Origin of the sequence: Limoniibacter endophyticus (assembly GCF_014652835.1) — a bacterium.
Taxonomy (GTDB): Bacteria; Pseudomonadota; Alphaproteobacteria; order Rhizobiales; family Rhizobiaceae; genus Limoniibacter; species Limoniibacter endophyticus.
Genome location: NZ_BMZO01000001.1, coordinates 315565 through 330823 on the forward strand (window position 1 = coordinate 315565; position 15259 = coordinate 330823).

At 57.6% G+C, this 15259-nt stretch carries 13 protein-coding genes; 11 read left to right on the forward strand and 2 right to left on the reverse strand.

Translation table 11 applies throughout. The features are described 5' to 3' along the window. Positions 1 to 52: 52 nt before the first annotated feature. Positions 53 to 991: an AEC family transporter gene (locus tag IE151_RS01655; protein ID WP_189487203.1), complete on the forward strand. Its 939-nt coding sequence runs from the start codon at positions 53 to 55 to the stop codon at positions 989 to 991. Here the strand turns inward: IE151_RS01655 and IE151_RS01660 are convergent. Continuing rightward, complete coding sequence (locus IE151_RS01660) at positions 973 to 2601, reverse strand: acyl-CoA dehydrogenase family protein (protein ID WP_189487205.1); 1629 nt, start codon at positions 2599 to 2601, stop codon at positions 973 to 975. The genes IE151_RS01655 and IE151_RS01660 overlap by 19 nt on opposite strands. A 230-nt stretch (positions 2602 to 2831) precedes the next feature. Here IE151_RS01660 and IE151_RS01665 point away from each other — a divergent pair, with 230 nt between their 5' ends. From IE151_RS01665 to dprA, 4 genes are all read left to right on the forward strand, one after another. Beyond that, a complete protein-coding gene (locus IE151_RS01665) occupies positions 2832 to 3797 on the forward strand; it encodes an aspartate carbamoyltransferase catalytic subunit (protein WP_189487207.1) in 966 nt (321 codons plus the stop codon). Further along, the gene (locus IE151_RS01670) at positions 3794 to 5077 is read left to right on the forward strand and encodes a dihydroorotase (protein WP_189487209.1); all 1284 of its coding nucleotides are present in this window, start codon (positions 3794 to 3796) and stop codon (positions 5075 to 5077) included. Before IE151_RS01665 ends, IE151_RS01670 begins: the two co-directional genes overlap by 4 nt. A 130-nt stretch (positions 5078 to 5207) precedes the next feature. Further along, positions 5208 to 5813 (forward strand): glycerol-3-phosphate 1-O-acyltransferase PlsY, encoded by a 606-nt coding sequence (gene plsY, locus IE151_RS01675; protein ID WP_244636563.1) that lies wholly within the window; start codon positions 5208 to 5210, stop codon positions 5811 to 5813. 1 nt (position 5814) lies between these two features. Then, entirely contained in the window at positions 5815 to 6942 is a 1128-nt protein-coding gene (dprA, locus tag IE151_RS01680; protein WP_189487216.1) for a DNA-processing protein DprA, read from the forward strand. Here dprA and IE151_RS01685 read toward each other — a convergent pair. Further along, on the reverse strand, positions 6930 to 7151 hold the full coding sequence (locus tag IE151_RS01685; protein ID WP_189487218.1) for a hypothetical protein: 222 nt from the start codon (positions 7149 to 7151) through the stop codon (positions 6930 to 6932). The two genes, dprA and IE151_RS01685, sit on opposite strands and share 13 nt — an antisense overlap. A 357-nt stretch (positions 7152 to 7508) precedes the next feature. Here IE151_RS01685 and topA point away from each other — a divergent pair, with 357 nt between their 5' ends. The 6 genes from topA (at position 7509) to rpmG (ending at position 15190) form a co-directional block, all read left to right on the forward strand. After that, complete coding sequence (gene topA / locus IE151_RS01690) at positions 7509 to 10154, forward strand: type I DNA topoisomerase (RefSeq protein WP_189487220.1); 2646 nt, start codon at positions 7509 to 7511, stop codon at positions 10152 to 10154. 5 nt (positions 10155 to 10159) lie between these two features. Further along, on the forward strand, positions 10160 to 12472 hold the full coding sequence (gene rnr, locus IE151_RS01695; protein ID WP_189487222.1) for a ribonuclease R: 2313 nt from the start codon (positions 10160 to 10162) through the stop codon (positions 12470 to 12472). Between the two features lie 5 nt (positions 12473 to 12477). Continuing rightward, positions 12478 to 12912: a DUF983 domain-containing protein gene (locus tag IE151_RS01700; RefSeq protein WP_189487224.1), complete on the forward strand. Its 435-nt coding sequence runs from the start codon at positions 12478 to 12480 to the stop codon at positions 12910 to 12912. Between the two features lie 27 nt (positions 12913 to 12939). After that, positions 12940 to 13680 carry an NUDIX hydrolase gene (locus tag IE151_RS01705; protein WP_189487226.1) on the forward strand — a complete coding sequence of 247 codons (741 nt, stop codon included), beginning with the start codon at positions 12940 to 12942 and terminating at the stop codon, positions 13678 to 13680. Positions 13681 to 13700: 20 nt separating this feature from the next. Next, a complete protein-coding gene (locus IE151_RS01710) occupies positions 13701 to 14894 on the forward strand; it encodes an MFS transporter (RefSeq protein ID WP_189487228.1) in 1194 nt (397 codons plus the stop codon). Between the two features lie 128 nt (positions 14895 to 15022). Beyond that, positions 15023 to 15190 (forward strand): 50S ribosomal protein L33, encoded by a 168-nt coding sequence (rpmG, locus tag IE151_RS01715; RefSeq protein ID WP_189487230.1) that lies wholly within the window; start codon positions 15023 to 15025, stop codon positions 15188 to 15190. The last annotated feature ends 69 nt before the right edge of the window (positions 15191 to 15259 follow it).

A 15259-nucleotide genomic window follows, 5' to 3' on the forward strand; every position in this document is an offset into this window, starting at 1 on the left:
CACAATTCATTTAATTACAAAAAATTTTTAGTTTCTAATTTTCGGCTAGAACATGAATGTTATTTTTGACACGATCATCCCGATCTTTCTCATCATTATAGGCGGTAACATTCTGCGCCGATCTCCGCTGATCGACAGCGCGGGCTGGTCTGCAATCGAAGAGCTCGCCTACTGGATTCTCTATCCCGCGCTGACCTTTATCGTCATCATGCGGGCTGACTTCGAGGCAATACAGTTCACTGCAATCGCAGTCCCATTCGCGATGGCGCTGGCAGCAATTTGTGTGATCATGCTTTGCACACTCCTGCTCCTGCAACGCATGCGCCTTATCGCGCCGTGGGAGTTTTCGTCCGTTTTTCAGAGCGCCATTCACTGGAATGGCTACATCTCGGTGGTAATCGCCGGCAAGATGTTCGGAGAACACGGCCTAAGCATCATGGTTTTCATCGTCGCGCTCTTCATGCTTCCTCTTAACGGCATCGTGGCTCTCGTCACTGTGATGCACGCTGATGAACCAAAACCGAAAATGGATATTCTGCGGTTCCTGCGTGGAAACCCGGTTCTGCTGGCCGCGTTTGCCGCGCTGGCATGTCGGGCATCGGGTTTGTCGGTTCCGTCCTCAATTCATGCGGGCCTTGATCTTCTTGGTCGCGCTGCCTTTGGTGTCGGGCTTCTCAGCGTCGGAGCCAGCATCAAGATCACGAGACTATGGTCTGTCCGCTTTCCGCTTTGGTTTCCCATTCTGGTAAAGCTTCTGGTATTTCCTGTGCTGATGATGGCAGTCGCGATCGTCACCGGCGTCAAGAGCGACAACCTGATCTACCTGACCCTTTGCGTCGCTGTTCCGGCGACGACGCACGGATATCTCCTGGCGCGACAGCTGGGCGGTGACGCGCAGCTTTACGCCGTCATCACTGCGTGGCAGACCGCGCTTTCTTTCATCACGATTCCGTTGATGCTTTGGTGTGCCACTCAACTCGCGGGCGGATAGAGGCTATCGATGATAGCGCGGCAATTATGACGCCCGTCAAGCATGCCATAGGTCGAGCGCCATTGCCCGGCTAGGCGGCTCTCAATGAAGGCGTCCGCTATCTGGCCGGATTGCAGCCTGCGCAGCTCCGCAGCCGCTGCCGAAAGTGCAAGCTGCTCGCTCAGAAGGCGGGCAGCACCCTCGTCATTATGCGCAACCTGAACGGCCGCGCGCAGTACCTTTACCGTGCCTGATCCGGAATTGCCGAGATCACGTTCGATGATCTCCATCACATTGTCGAAGAGTGCCGGACCACGTTGCAATACACGCAGGACGTCAAGAGCCATGACATTGCCTGAGCCTTCCCAGATCGCGTTGACCGGAGCTTCACGGTAGTAGCGCGCCAGCGGCGCTTCCTCGACATAGCCATTGCCCCCGAGGCACTCCATCGTTTCGTAAAGCAGCGCCGGGGCCATCTTGCAAACCCAATATTTTACGACAGGCGTCATGGCGCGAGCATAGGAGGCTTCCGCATAATCATCGGCAGCATAGTCGAAAGCACGTGCAAGCCGCAGGGAAAGTGCCGTCGCAGCTGCAACATCGAGTGCCATATCGGCCAGAACGCGCTGCATCAGCGGCTGGTCGATCAACGCCTCGCCGCCGACCTTGCGATGACGCGCATGATGCACCGCTTCGGCCATACCTGCACGCATCAGCGCCGCAGAGGCCACTGCGCAATCAAGACGCGTCAGCGTCACCATGTCCATGATGGTTTTGATACCGGCACCTGGTTCGCCAATCATCTCGCCATAGGCGCCCGTAATCTCAACCTCGGAAGAGGCATTCGAGCGATTGCCTAGCTTGTCCTTCAGACGGATCAGACTAAGACCGTTGGCATCACCATTGCTCAAAATGCGCGGGACGAGAAAACATGAAAGCCCCTCATCCGCTTGCGCCAGCATTAAAAATGCATCCGACATCGGCGCTGACAAAAACCACTTGTGGCCATCCAGCCGATAAATACCATTGCCCGCATGTGCAGCGCTCGTCGTATTGGCCTTGACGTCGGTTCCACCCTGCTTTTCCGTCATGCCCATGCCCAGGGTGAGGCCGTTCTTTTCCACCGGCGGCTTGCGGGAATTGTCGTAGGTGCGCGTAGTGATCCGTGGTGCCCAGTCCCGGAACAGCTTGTTGTTGGCCATGAGCGCGGCAAGCGAGGCGCTGGTCATAGTCAAAGGGCAGAGATGACCGGCTTCGAGCTGGCCTGTCAGATAGAATCGCACCGCGCGTATCTGATGACGATTGCCTGCCTCTTCCGGGATATTTTCCCACATCGAACAATGCAGACCGTTGGTGATCGAGCGACGCATCAATGCGTGGTAGGCGGGATGAAATTCCACGGCGTCGACGCGGTGACCGTAGCGATCATGGGTCCTCAGCTTTGGCGGCTCGCTGTTTGCCAGACGTGCCAGATCCTGCGCTTCGCCGCTCATGACGAAGCGACCGAGTGCGTTGAACCCCTTCTGTACAACCTGCGGAAAACCTTCTGAAAGCTGCACCATCAGCGGGTCGCTCTGCCATGCATTTGTACCGGTCAATGGCGGGGTCTGGTTGATAACCTCGTGCGTCACCGCTTGCTCATCCTGAAATTCGATTGGAATTAACCCGATACATAGATACCAAGTTCTTAATAACTCATATTTGCAGCAGCACTCATCTACCACGCAAGCCTCAAGCTATGTATGCCATGAAGGCGACCGATCAAAGGCCCGGCTAGCAAAAGCTGAATTCGGCGTCACCAGACCTGCGCTCGGAAAGACTTGCTCCGACCACGCCTCCGGCGTAGAAGCTGCGTTTTAAGATGACACAAAATTCTCCCTTTCCGCTCTTCGAGCATCGCCACCTGCTTGGCATTCAGGGCCTTACCCCGCCCGATATCGAAACATTGCTCGACCGCGCCGATGCCGCGGTCGCGATCTCCAGACAATCCCAGAAGAAAACCAGCGCTTTACGCGGTCGCACCCAGATAAATCTCTTCTTCGAGGCCTCCACTCGCACGCAATCCTCCTTCGAACTCGCCGGCAAACGTCTCGGCGCGGACGTCATGAACATGTCAGTGGCAAGCTCTTCAGTGAAGAAGGGAGAAACGCTGGTCGACACAGCGACGACTTTAAACGCCATGCGTCCCGATATTCTGGTCATTCGCCACTCGTCCGCAGGTGCCGCTGCGCTGCTTTCGCAGAAGGTCGATTGTTCGGTCGTCAATGCAGGAGACGGCGCCCACGAACATCCCACGCAAGCGCTGCTTGACGCCCTCACCATCCGCCGTGCGAAGGGTCGGATCGGCGGACTAACGGTGGCAATCTGTGGCGACGTGCTGCATTCGCGCGTCGCGCGCTCCAATATTCTTCTTCTGAACGCCATGGGTGCGCGCGTCCGTGTTGTTGCCCCCTCCACGCTTTTGCCAACCGATGTCGACCAGATGAGCGTCGAAGTCATGCAATCGATGGCGGACGGTCTCAAGGGTGCCGACGTCGTCATGGCGCTGCGTCTTCAAAGGGAGCGGATGGCGGGCGCCTTCGTTCCTTCGATACGCGAATATGCACGCTATTACGGCCTTGACGCCGAAAAGCTGAAAGCCGCCAAGGACGATGCGCTCGTCATGCATCCCGGTCCGATGAACCGCGGCGTCGAGATCTCCTCGGAAATTGCCGATGGTCCCCAAAGCGTTATTCAGGAGCAAGTGGAAATGGGCGTCGCCGTTCGCATGGCGGTGATGGAAGCCCTGCTCGATCCGCGCCGCGAGAACAAGGATGCCGACCGATGAACGCCACCCTGTTTGAAAATGCGCGTATCGTCGATCCGTCGCGGGACATGGACGAGACCGGATCGGTTCTCGTCGAGAATGGCAGGATCGTGGCCAGCGGTGCGGGTGCCCGCAACCAGGGCGCTCCCGCGGGTTGCGAAATCGTCGATTGCAATGGCTCGCTCCTAATTCCCGGCCTCGTCGACGCCCGGGTCTATGTTGGCGAGCCTGGTGCCGAACATCGCGAAACCATCGCGTCTGCCAGTCAGGCAGCAGCAGCAGGGGGTGTCACCTCTGTCATCACCATGCCAGACACGCATCCAGCGGTCGATGACCCAGCACTCGTCGAGCACGTGCTGCGCACCGCCCGCGATACGGCCATTGTCCACGTCTATCCTGCCGCATCGGTCACCAAAGGACTGGAAGGCGTGGAAATGAGCGAGTTCGGCCTGTTGCGCGATGCGGGAGCTGTCATGTTCACAGACGGCCGTCACACGATCAAAAGTTCGCTCGTCATGCGCCGTGCTCTCACTTATGCGCGTGATTTCGGGGCCACTATTGCGCAGGAAACGCAAGACGACGATCTTGCATCCGGCGGTGTCATGAACGAGGGTCTGTTTGCCAGTTGGCTGGGACTTCCGGGTATCCCGCGCGAAGCTGAAACCATCCCCCTCGAACGCGACCTGATGCTTGCCCGCCTCACGGGCGGAAAATATCACGCCGCGAAGATTTCGACGGATCTTTCGGCGCGAGCTATCGCACGTGCCAAGAATGACGGTGCACCTGTCACGGCTGGCGTATCGATCAACAATCTGGCACTCAACGAAAACGACGTAGGAGCCTATCGAACTTTCTTCAAGCTTGCGCCGCCCCTGCGCGCTGAAGACGATCGCAGGGCGATGATAGAAGCGCTCAACGACGGTACGATTGATATCATCGTTTCCTCGCATGATCCGCAGAACGTCGACACCAAGCGCCTGCCCTTTGCCGACGCAGCCGACGGCGCTGTGGGCCTCGAGACACTCCTTGCTGTCGCGCTCCGCCTGTATCACAGCGGTGACGTTTCACTCCTACGCCTTATCGACGCACTCTCCACCCGACCGGCCAAGCTGTTCGGCCTCGACGCTGGTACATTAGCCAAGGGAGTCCGCGCGGACATCACGCTTGTCTCACTCGATGAGCCATGGCTGGTGAAAGAAAACGAATTGCGTTCGCGTTCAAAGAACACTTGTTACGAAGGCGCACGGCTTCAAGGCAAGGTGTTGCGCACCATGGTCGCAGGCCGTACCGTCTACAGATAAGGAATGAGAAATGGCGCGGGAGACAAAGAGTCATCCTGCGCCGATTTCCGATATTGCGCAATTGCAGGATCACGCAATTGTAGAAACTTGAAAAATCCCTCATCAAACCCGCTGGAACGAGGACTTTTCCGTGTTCGACTTGATTGCTACGCCTCTTCAGGCCGTCATTGCCCTGGCAACGGGCTACCTTCTCGGCTCGATACCCTTCGGCCTTCTGCTGACGCGTGCCGCAGGTTTCGGAGACGTGCGTTCCATCGGTTCAGGCAATATCGGTGCCACAAATGTGCTGAGAACCGGCAATAAGAAACTTGCCGCCCTTACCCTCCTGCTCGACGCCTTGAAGGGCACTGCTGCGGTGGTCCTCGCGCGCTACATTGCTCCAGACGCAGCTCTTTTCGCCGGCCTTGGCGCGTTTCTCGGCCATCTCTATCCAGCTTGGCTCGGCTTCAAGGGCGGCAAGGGTGTCGCGACTTATCTCGGTGTGCTGATTGCCCTCTGGTGGCCGGGTGCACTCATCTTCGCGGTTTTCTGGCTTGGCACCGCGTTCCTGACGAGAATTTCGTCCCTTTCGGCCCTGGTGGCAGCAGTTGCCGTTCCAGCATCGATTTTCATTGCCGGTCATCCCAAGATCGGTACGCTCCTCGTATTCATGAGCCTTATCGTTTTCATCAAGCACCGGCCAAATATCGGCCGGATCCTTTCCGGAACCGAAACCCGGATCGGATCGAAAGGATAATATGTCGGACAGGCGCGGCAGACCAGAACTCACCGATCAACAAAGACTGAGCTGGCTGCGTCTGATCCGTACTCCGAACATCGGCCCCGCCACCTTTCGCGATCTGATAAACGCCTATGGTTCTGCCGACGCAGCGCTGGAAGCTCTTCCCGATCTCGCACGCCAAGGCGGAAACACGAAACCGTTTCGCGTGACTACGCAAGCTCAAGCAGAACGCGAAATGGATTTCGCCCGAGACACCGGCATCCGTCTCGTCGCCATCGGCGAAAGGGACTATCCAAAATATTTACGCGCTATCGACCATCCACCACCTCTGCTCGGCATCAAAGGCGATCCCAGCGTCTTCACCATGCCTCCGGTCGCCATCGTCGGGGCGCGCAATGCCTCGATCGCCGGCACGAAATTCGCGCGGCAGATCGCGGCAGAACTCGCCAGTGCCGACTTCTGCATCGTCTCGGGCCTCGCCCGCGGCATAGATACCGCGGCTCATCTCGGCAGTTTGCAGAGCGGCACCATCGCCGCTCTGGCGGGTGGCATCGATCGCCCCTACCCGCCGCAGAACTTCGATCTTGCGCAGGACATCACCAAGCGCGGTATGCTTGTCTCGGAGATGCCGCTCGGCTGGGAACCACGCGCCCAGGATTTCCCGCGCCGCAATCGATTGATTGCCGGGATTTCACTTGGTCTCGTCGTGGTCGAAGCCACACACAAAAGCGGCTCCCTGATCAGCGCGCGCCTGGCCGGTGAAATGGGCCGATTAGTCTTTGCGGTTCCTGGTTCGCCGCTTGATCCTCGCTCTGGCGGCACCAATCGCTTGCTGCGTGACGGCGCATCCATCGTTTGCGAAACCCGCGATATAGTCGAAGCACTTCTCCCCATGATCGACAACCCGCCGGTGATTCCACCCCTTGCATACGAGCCCCCCGATTTATCCACCGTCTCTCCCCCAGGCGACAGCGAACGCAGTGCCGTGGTCGAAGCGCTTGGTGCGATACCTACCCCTGTGGACGAGATCGTACGACACACGGGAATCGCGCCGGCAAAAATCCACCTGATACTTCTGGAGCTGGAGATTGCCGGTCGCTTGGAGCGGCACCCCGGTAATCGCGTCTCACTTCACAGTTTCTGAGCACCGTTAGCGGGCGATGAAGCGGGTCTGAGTGGATCGCGCGGTTGCGCGGGCTTGGGATTGAGCGGCCTCATGCCCTCTTTCATATCGGAGGCCTCCGAATAGGCCATTTCAATTAGATATGTAAGAAAACCGAGATCACGCCGCCGCGAAATGCGGCAAAGTTCGAGCAGCATTTGTTGGATATAATCGAGTTCGGCGAGCTTCATACCGTCGTCTCGGCGCATCGTCATTGAACCACCTCCCGTGTAAGACGCATGCGCAATCGCTCCGAGCGTCTCGTGCCATCCGATACGATAGCTACAGCGCATTCGTATTAGACGTTGCGCATTCAATTTCGATTGTGTTTAAGTAGCCGCAGCAACTTGAAATAGAGATTGCCGTAAACTCAACCCAAAGCGCAATAGTTGTTTTTTGCATATCTACGGTTGCATTTCAGGTTGAAGGCTAGGCAAATCCGTGCTGTGCACTTGACCAAAACCATTTCCAGCGCCATGTGACGAAGCAATTTGCAAATCGTCGGCGGGGGCTGGCGGTATTTCATTAGTTTTAAAACAAGGACGGACATGGACGTCGTTATCGTCGAGTCTCCGGCTAAAGCGAAGACCATCAACAAATATCTCGGCAATGATTACAAGGTTTTGGCCTCATTTGGCCATGTCCGCGATCTACCGCCGAAGGATGGATCGGTGCGTCCGGACGAGGATTTCGAAATGTCCTGGTCCGTCGATAGCGCCTCTTCCAAGCGACTTTCCGACATCGTCAGCGCTGTCAAAGGCGCTGACCGTCTGATTCTGGCGACTGATCCGGATCGCGAAGGTGAAGCAATTTCCTGGCATGTACTGGAAGTGCTGAAGCAAAAGAAAGCGATCAAGGATAAGCCGGTTCAGCGTGTCGTCTTCAATGCCATCACCAAGAAGTCGGTGCTGGACGCAATGGCCAATCCACGCGAGATCGATACCGCACTGGTTGAGGCTTATCTTGCCCGCCGTGCGCTCGACTATCTCGTCGGCTTCAATCTCTCGCCGGTCCTCTGGCGCAAATTGCCCGGCGCACGTTCTGCTGGCCGCGTCCAGTCGGTTGCGCTGCGGCTGGTTTCCGATCGGGAAAATGAGATCGACCGTTTTATTCGTCAGGAATATTGGCAGATCGCCGCCAAGCTGAAGACACCACGCGGCGATGGTTTTGAAGCCCGTCTTACCGCTTATGATGGTAAAAAGCTGCAAAAGCTCGACATCGCCAATGAAGAACAGGCCTTTGCGATTCGCGATATGCTGAATGGCGCAAGCTTCAACGCCACTAGCGTCGAAGCAAAGCCGACGAAGCGCAATCCCGGCCCGCCCTTCACCACGTCGACCTTGCAGCAGGCCGCTTCGTCGCGTCTGGGCTTTGCCGCGTCCCGCACCATGCAGATCGCCCAGCGCCTTTATGAAGGCGTCGATATCGGCGGCGAAACGGCAGGTCTCATCACCTATATGCGTACGGACGGCGTGCAGATGGCGCAGGAAGCCATTACTGCCGCCCGCAAAACCATCGCCGCGGAATTCGGCGACCGCTACCTGCCTGAGAAGCAGCGTTACTATGCGACGAAGGCCAAGAATGCGCAGGAAGCGCACGAAGCCATTCGTCCGACCGATTTTTCGCGCACACCTGCCAGCGTCAAGCGCTTCCTCGACCAGGATCAGTTCCGCCTCTATGAAATCATCTGGCAGCGGGCAATTTCGAGCCAGATGGAATCGGCCGAGATCGAACGCACCACCGTCGAGATTGAGGCCAGAAACGGCGCCCGGAATGCCATTTTGCGCGCGGTCGGCTCCGTGATGCGTTTCGATGGCTTCCTGGCTTCGTATTCGATCAATCGGGAAGAAGAACCGGAAGGCGAGGATGACAAGCGTCTGCCGGAAATCCGATCCAATGATGCCCTGCAACGCGAGGCAGTCAATCCAACGCAGCACTCGACGGAACCACCACCCCGCTACTCGGAAGCAGCCCTCATCAAGAAGATGGAAGAACTCGGTATAGGTCGCCCCTCGACCTATACCTCCATCCTCAACACCCTGGTCGACCGCGACTACGTGCAGATGGAAAAGCGACAACTCGTGCCGCAACCCAAAGGTCGCTTGCTGTCGGCGTTCCTTGAAGGTTTCTTCGAGCGCTATGTTGAATATGATTTCACGGCCTCGCTTGAAGAGAAGCTCGACGACATTTCTGGTGGTCGCATCTTCTGGAAGGAAGTTTTACGTGATTTCTGGCGCGACTTCTCTGGTGCGATCGATGATATTTCGGAACTGCGCATTACCGACGTTCTGGACTCGCTCAATGAGCAGCTTGCCCCGCTCGCCTTCCCGGATCGAGGTGACGGTTCCGATCCGCGTTCCTGCCCACGTTGCGGCTCAGGTCAGTTATCGCTCAAGCTCGGACGCTACGGTGCCTTCGTGGGCTGCTCCAACTATCCGGAGTGCGGCTTCACGCGCCAGCTGACCGATGGCGCCAATGGCGACGAACAAGTTGCCTCCGGCGACCGCGTTCTCGGCGCGGATCCCGCCACCGGTGAAGAGGTTTCATTGAAGATCGGCCGCTTCGGCCCCTATGTTCAGCGCGGCGATGGCAAGGACGCCAAGCGCGGTAGCTTACCGAAGGGTTGGGACGCCAACTCGATCGATCTGGAAAAGGCACTGCAACTTCTCGCCCTGCCACGCGACGTTGGCAATCATCCGGAAAGCGGCAAGATGATCACCGCCGGGATCGGTCGGTACGGTCCCTTCGTGCTGCATGATGGCACCTACGCCAATCTCGAAAGCGTTGAGGACGTCTTCACCATTGGCCTCAACCGGGCTGTAACGGTCATTGCCGAGAAGATGGCTAATCCGCGCGGACGCGGCGCTTCAAGCTCGGCAACGCCGCTCAAGACGTTGGGGGATCACCCGGAAGGCGGCGCGATTACCGTGCGTGCCGGACGTTTTGGGCCGTATGTAAATCATGGCAAGATCAATGCCACCTTGCCAAAGAGTATCGATCCTGAAAACGTAACGCTGGAACAGGCTCTGCAGCTCATCGCTGAGAAGGAAGCCAAGGGCGGGGGCACGAAAAAAAAGGCTGCACCCAAAAAGGCAACTGCGAAGAAGGCAGACACCGCGGAAACTAAGAAAGCGGCGCCGAAGAAAAAGGCCGCGCCCAAGAAAACAGCAAAGAAAGCTGCTAAAGAGGATTAGGTAATTTGGCCAAGAAGAAGCCCGGCTCGACAAGACAGCAAGATCAGGCCGGCAGTCGTGCCAAAGGTGTCGGGCAATACCGTCCGACGCGCGAGCAGATCCTCGAATTCATCAATGAGAACCCGGGACGCTCAGGAAAACGGGAAATTGCGCGCGGTTTCTCTCTCAAAGGAGAGGATCGCCTATGGCTCAACGATGAGCTTCAGGCGATGGAGGATGATGGTGTCCTGAAATCGCAGGGCAAACGCTTCGGCAATGCCGGCCGGTTGCCACCGCTCTCCGTTCTCGATATTTTCGGCCGTGAACGCGATGGCGGCCTTCTGGCAAAGCCAGTCGAGCGGGATGGCAGCAGTGAAAATCTCCCCATTGTTTCGGTAAAGATGCCGCGCCACGTCAAAGGCCCGACGCCAGGTGTTGGGGACCGGATTCTCGCAAAAATATTCTTCGTTTCCGGTGACGAGGCGATCCCGTACTCCGGTCGCGTCGTCAAGGTTCTCGAGAAGAAGCAGACGGCGGTTCTCGGTATTCTGCGCAAGGATGGGGAGCGCTATCGCATCGAGGGAATAGACCGTCGTCAGCCGGACGTGACGCTGCGCGAGGAAGATTTAAACGGGGCTCAGATCGGCGATCTCGTCGAAGTGGAGACCGGTCGCACCAATCGTTACGGTCAGGCCGTCGGGAAGGTTGCACAGGTCGTCGGCGCGCAACAGAGCGAAAAGGCGATCTCTATGATCGCCATTTATGCGCACGATATCCCCCATATCTTTCCAGACGCCGTCATCACCGAAGCCGAATCGGCACCGGCGAAGGTTTCGCTTGAGGGCCGGGAGGACTGGCGCGACCTGCCGCTCGTTACTATAGACCCGGCAGACGCGAAGGACCATGACGACGCCGTGTATGCCGAACCGGATACGGACGAGAAAAATCCGGGCGGCGTCATCGCTACAGTGGCAATCGCCGATGTCGCCGCTTATGTGCGCCCGGGCAGCGCACTGGATCGCGAAGCGTTGAAGCGCGGCAACTCGGTCTATTTCCCGGACCGTGTCGTACCGATGCTGCCCGAACGCATCTCGAACGACCTCTGTTCGCTCAAGGAGGGCGTCGAGCGCCCTGCCCTTGCCGTGCGCATGACGTTTGCCTCTGACGGTCGTAAGATCAGGCACAGTTTCCACCGTGTTGTCATGCGGTCCGCTGCCAAGCTGGCCTACCAAGCTGCGCAGGCAGCCATCGACGGCACGCCCAACGACGTACCCGAGTCTATTCGTGACACCGTCCTGAAGCCCCTCTGGTCGGCCTATGAGGTTCTGAAACGCGGGCGGGATCGCCGCGAGCCTCTGGAACTCGATCTACCGGAACGCAAGATTCTGCTCACTGAAGATGGGCGCGTCGATCGCGTCATCATCCCGGAGCGTCTCGATGCGCACAAGCTCATCGAGGAATTCATGATCCAGGCCAATGTCTGCGCTGCCGAAACCTTGGAAACCCGGAAGCAGCCGCTGGTTTATCGCGTCCACGATGCGCCCTCACTCGCCAAACAGGAAACCTTGCGCGAGTTTCTGGCCACGATAGGGCTTTCGCTGGCACGCGGGGCTGATCTCACCCCGGCCAGGTTCAATGGCATCCTATCACAAGTCGAGGGGACGGATCATGAGGAACTCGCGTCCAAAGTGGTACTGCGTTCGCAGAGCCAGGCGGAATATGCCCCGTCCAATCTTGGACACTTCGGCCTCAACCTGGCGCGCTACGCACATTTCACCTCGCCGATCCGACGCTATGCCGATCTGATCGTGCACCGAGCGCTCATCTCGGCTCTCGATCTCGGATCCGACGGGCTTATGCGGCAGGAGGAACAAAATCTGGTCGAGATCGCCGCAACGGTTTCAACAACCGAACGTCGCGCCATGGCAGCCGAACGCGATACGATCGATCGGCTCGTCGCCACGCATCTGGCTGATCACATTGGCGAAACTTTTGACGGACGCATTTCGGGCGTGACCAAATCGGGACTATTTGTCCAATTGCCACTTTACGGTACCGATGGTTTTATTCCGATCTCGAAGCTCGGCAATGAATATTTCCACTTTGACGAAGCCATGCAGGCTCTGATCGGCGAAAAAAGCAGAGCCGGTTATCGACTGGCTGATCATGTCGAGATCAAGATCCTTGATGTCCTGCCAATGGCTGGGGCCATGGAGTTCGAGATGGTCTCGGATCCCACACCGCTGCAAGGCTCAAAGCAGTCGCATCATAAGGCAAAAACTCAGCGCATGCGCGCCCGTGCCTCGCAATCCGGACGGCATACCAGACGCAAAAGGTAGGAATCATGAAGGTCTATGGCGGAGAAGACAAAGCGCAAAAACCTGCCGAACGCTCCCTCTGGACCGCCATGAAGAACGGCTTCTTCTGCCGCTGCCCGCGGTGCGGACAAGGCAGGCTCTTCTCGAGCTTTCTCAAGACCGCGCCGGCTTGCGAAGTCTGCGGCCAGGAGTTTCACCATCACCGTGCCGACGACCTGCCGGCCTATCTGGTGATTTTCCTGGTCGGCCATATCGTCGTTGCCGGATTCATGGGCGCCGAACAGGCCTTCAGTCTGTCCATGTGGGCTCATCTCGCGATCTGGTTGCCAATCACGCTCGTTCTGTCTCTGGCGTTGCTCAACCCTGTCAAGGGAGCGGTCGTCGGCCTCCAGTGGGCCCTGCGTATGCACGGTTTCGATACAGGTAAGGAAGCGCTGGAAAAACGCGGCGGCGATCACTAATCTCCCTTTTCAAGAGGAGAGCTTTGCATGAAGAAAATGTCGCGCGCCGAACTGGATACGGCGGAGTCCAAGGATTCCGCTCTGGGAAAGGGTCCAAAACGTCCACGCGATGCAGCGACGCTTCTGCTTCTCGATCGCACGTCACCAGATGAGATTTCAGTTCTCATGGGCAGACGTCACATGAGCCATGCCTTCATGCCCGGCAAGTTCGTCTTTCCAGGCGGACGCACCGACCCAACAGATTCGCGCGTGAAAACCTCGGACGAGTTGCACCCGCTTGTCGAACATCGCCTCTGTACCAATCGGACCAGCAAGGCACGCGCGCGGGCGATCGCGCTTTCCGCAATTCGCGAGACCTATGAAGAATGTGGGGCGCTGATCGGCAGGCGCGCCGACTACCAATCCGGTATTTCAGGCTGGCAGGGTTTTTGCAACCATGGGGTCGCGCCTACGCTTTCTCAGCTGCGGCTGGTCGCCCGCGCCATCACGCCACCCGGTCGCGTGCGCCGATATGATACACGTTTCTTTGCCGTTTGGCGCGAGGATGCCGTTGCGCTGACGCTTCCGGATGGTGGCCCGACCAATGAGTTGGAAGAACAGGTCTGGATGCCCCTTGACGAAGCCAGAACCTTGGACATTCCGCGTATCACAAGCTGGATTCTGGGCGATCTCATCGAGCGTCTCAAGGACGATCCACAGCTTTCGCCGGACAGTAATATTCCCTTCTACCAGATGCGCTATAACCAGTTCCTGCGCACGATGGTCTGATACTTCCTGCGCGAAGAACCATGGCAGAAAGTATCCCTATGCAATCCGAAGCGCTTCCAGAACACGTCCGCTGGCTCTCTGTCGGCGCGGCCATCGCAGCCATCAGTGTTGTTGGCATCGCTATTGGTCTGGGTATCCCACTCTTGAGCATCACCCTGGAATCGCGCGGCTATTCCACATCGATGATCGGCGCGAACACCGCAGTCGCAGGCCTCGCCTCCATCGTCGGCGCCTGGTTCGCCATCCCGATTGCGCGCAGGTTCGGTGTCATCAACATTTTACTGACGATGATCGTCATCGGCGCGCTTTCATTTTTGGGCTTTTATCTCGCGACGGATTTCTGGATGTGGTTTCCGCTGCGCGTCACGCTCCACGTCGCTCTGACAACCCTCTTCATCCTTTCAGAATTCTGGATATCGACTTCCGCTCCGCCAGCCAAACGCGGGCTGGTGCTTGGTATTTATGCAACAATGCTCTCGCTCGGATTCGCGCTCGGCCCCTTCTTGTTTTCGCAGATAGGAAGCGCCGGCTTCATGCCTTATCTTGTCACGGTACTGATCGTGTCGCTCGCCCTGGTGCCCGTTGCCATCGCCAGACGCGAAGAACCCTCTCTCGACGGTGGCACCCACGGCAAATCGGCAAGTTTTGTGCCCTACATCTTCATGGTACCGGCAGCGACCGCAGCCGTTCTCGTCTTTGGCGCTGTGGAAACAGGCGGCTTCGCGCTCTTCCCCGTCTACGGCGCGCGTTCCGGTTTCAGCGAAGGCGATGCGGCACTTCTGCTTACTGCCATAGGTCTTGGCAATGTTATCCTGCAAATTCCGCTAGGTATTCTTTCCGACCGTGTCAGCGACCGCCGTGTCTTGCTCGCCGTGTGCGCGGTCTTTGGACTAGTGGGCATGGGAATTCTACCCTTTGTCATTCAAAGCTGGTATCTCGCTGCCCTTGTCTTGTTCTTCTGGGGCGGTGTCGTCGCCGGCCTCTATACCATTGGCCTTGCGCATCTCGGTTCACGCCTGTCTGGCGGCGATCTTGCCTCGGCAAACGCCGCCTTCGTCTTCTGCTACGGCTTCGGCATGCTGCTTGGGCCGCAAGCGATTGGCTCCTCGATGGACCTGTTCGGGGTGCACGGCTTCGAACTCGCAATCGGCGCATTTTTCGTGCTTTATCTGCTGCTCATTATCATTCGCGTTATAGCAACCGGGCGCAAATGACGTCTAAGCCGACACTGCGTGCTTGACTTTTAGGCCTATTTCTTTATGTGTCGGCGCAACAATCGCCTGTCCGCATGCAAATGACTCGGATCGGCCGCAAAACTTTCTAATCAAGACTGGATCCGATCATGGCGAAGGCCGCAAATATCAAGATCAAGCTTCTGTCCACCGCTGACACCGGCTTCTTCTACGTCACCAGCAAGAACAGCCGTACCAAGACCGAGAAGCTCTCGTTCCGCAAGTACGACCCGGTGGTTCGCAAGCATGTGGAGTTCAAGGAAACCAAGATCAAGTAATTGATTTAATTCCTTGCAAACATTAAAAACCCCCGCCACCGTGCGGGGTTTTTTATTGTCGCCCTTGGG

Excerpts from the sequence above, each read along its gene's own strand:
- IE151_RS01665 (WP_189487207.1), top strand. The coding sequence starts at position 2,832 with ATGACACAAAATTCTCCCTTTCCGCTCTTCGAGCATCGCCACCTGCTT.
- IE151_RS01700 (WP_189487224.1), top strand. The coding sequence starts at position 12,478 with ATGAAGGTCTATGGCGGAGAAGACAAAGCGCAAAAACCTGCCGAACGC.
- dprA (WP_189487216.1), top strand. The coding sequence starts at position 5,815 with ATGTCGGACAGGCGCGGCAGACCAGAACTCACCGATCAACAAAGACTG.
- rpmG (WP_189487230.1), top strand. The coding sequence starts at position 15,023 with ATGGCGAAGGCCGCAAATATCAAGATCAAGCTTCTGTCCACCGCTGAC.
- IE151_RS01710 (WP_189487228.1), top strand. The coding sequence starts at position 13,701 with ATGGCAGAAAGTATCCCTATGCAATCCGAAGCGCTTCCAGAACACGTC.
- IE151_RS01705 (WP_189487226.1), top strand. The coding sequence starts at position 12,940 with ATGAAGAAAATGTCGCGCGCCGAACTGGATACGGCGGAGTCCAAGGAT.
- IE151_RS01670 (WP_189487209.1), top strand. The coding sequence starts at position 3,794 with ATGAACGCCACCCTGTTTGAAAATGCGCGTATCGTCGATCCGTCGCGG.
- topA (WP_189487220.1), top strand. The coding sequence starts at position 7,509 with ATGGACGTCGTTATCGTCGAGTCTCCGGCTAAAGCGAAGACCATCAAC.
- IE151_RS01655 (WP_189487203.1), top strand. The coding sequence starts at position 53 with ATGAATGTTATTTTTGACACGATCATCCCGATCTTTCTCATCATTATA.
- IE151_RS01685 (WP_189487218.1), bottom strand. The coding sequence starts at position 7,151 with ATGAAGCTCGCCGAACTCGATTATATCCAACAAATGCTGCTCGAACTT.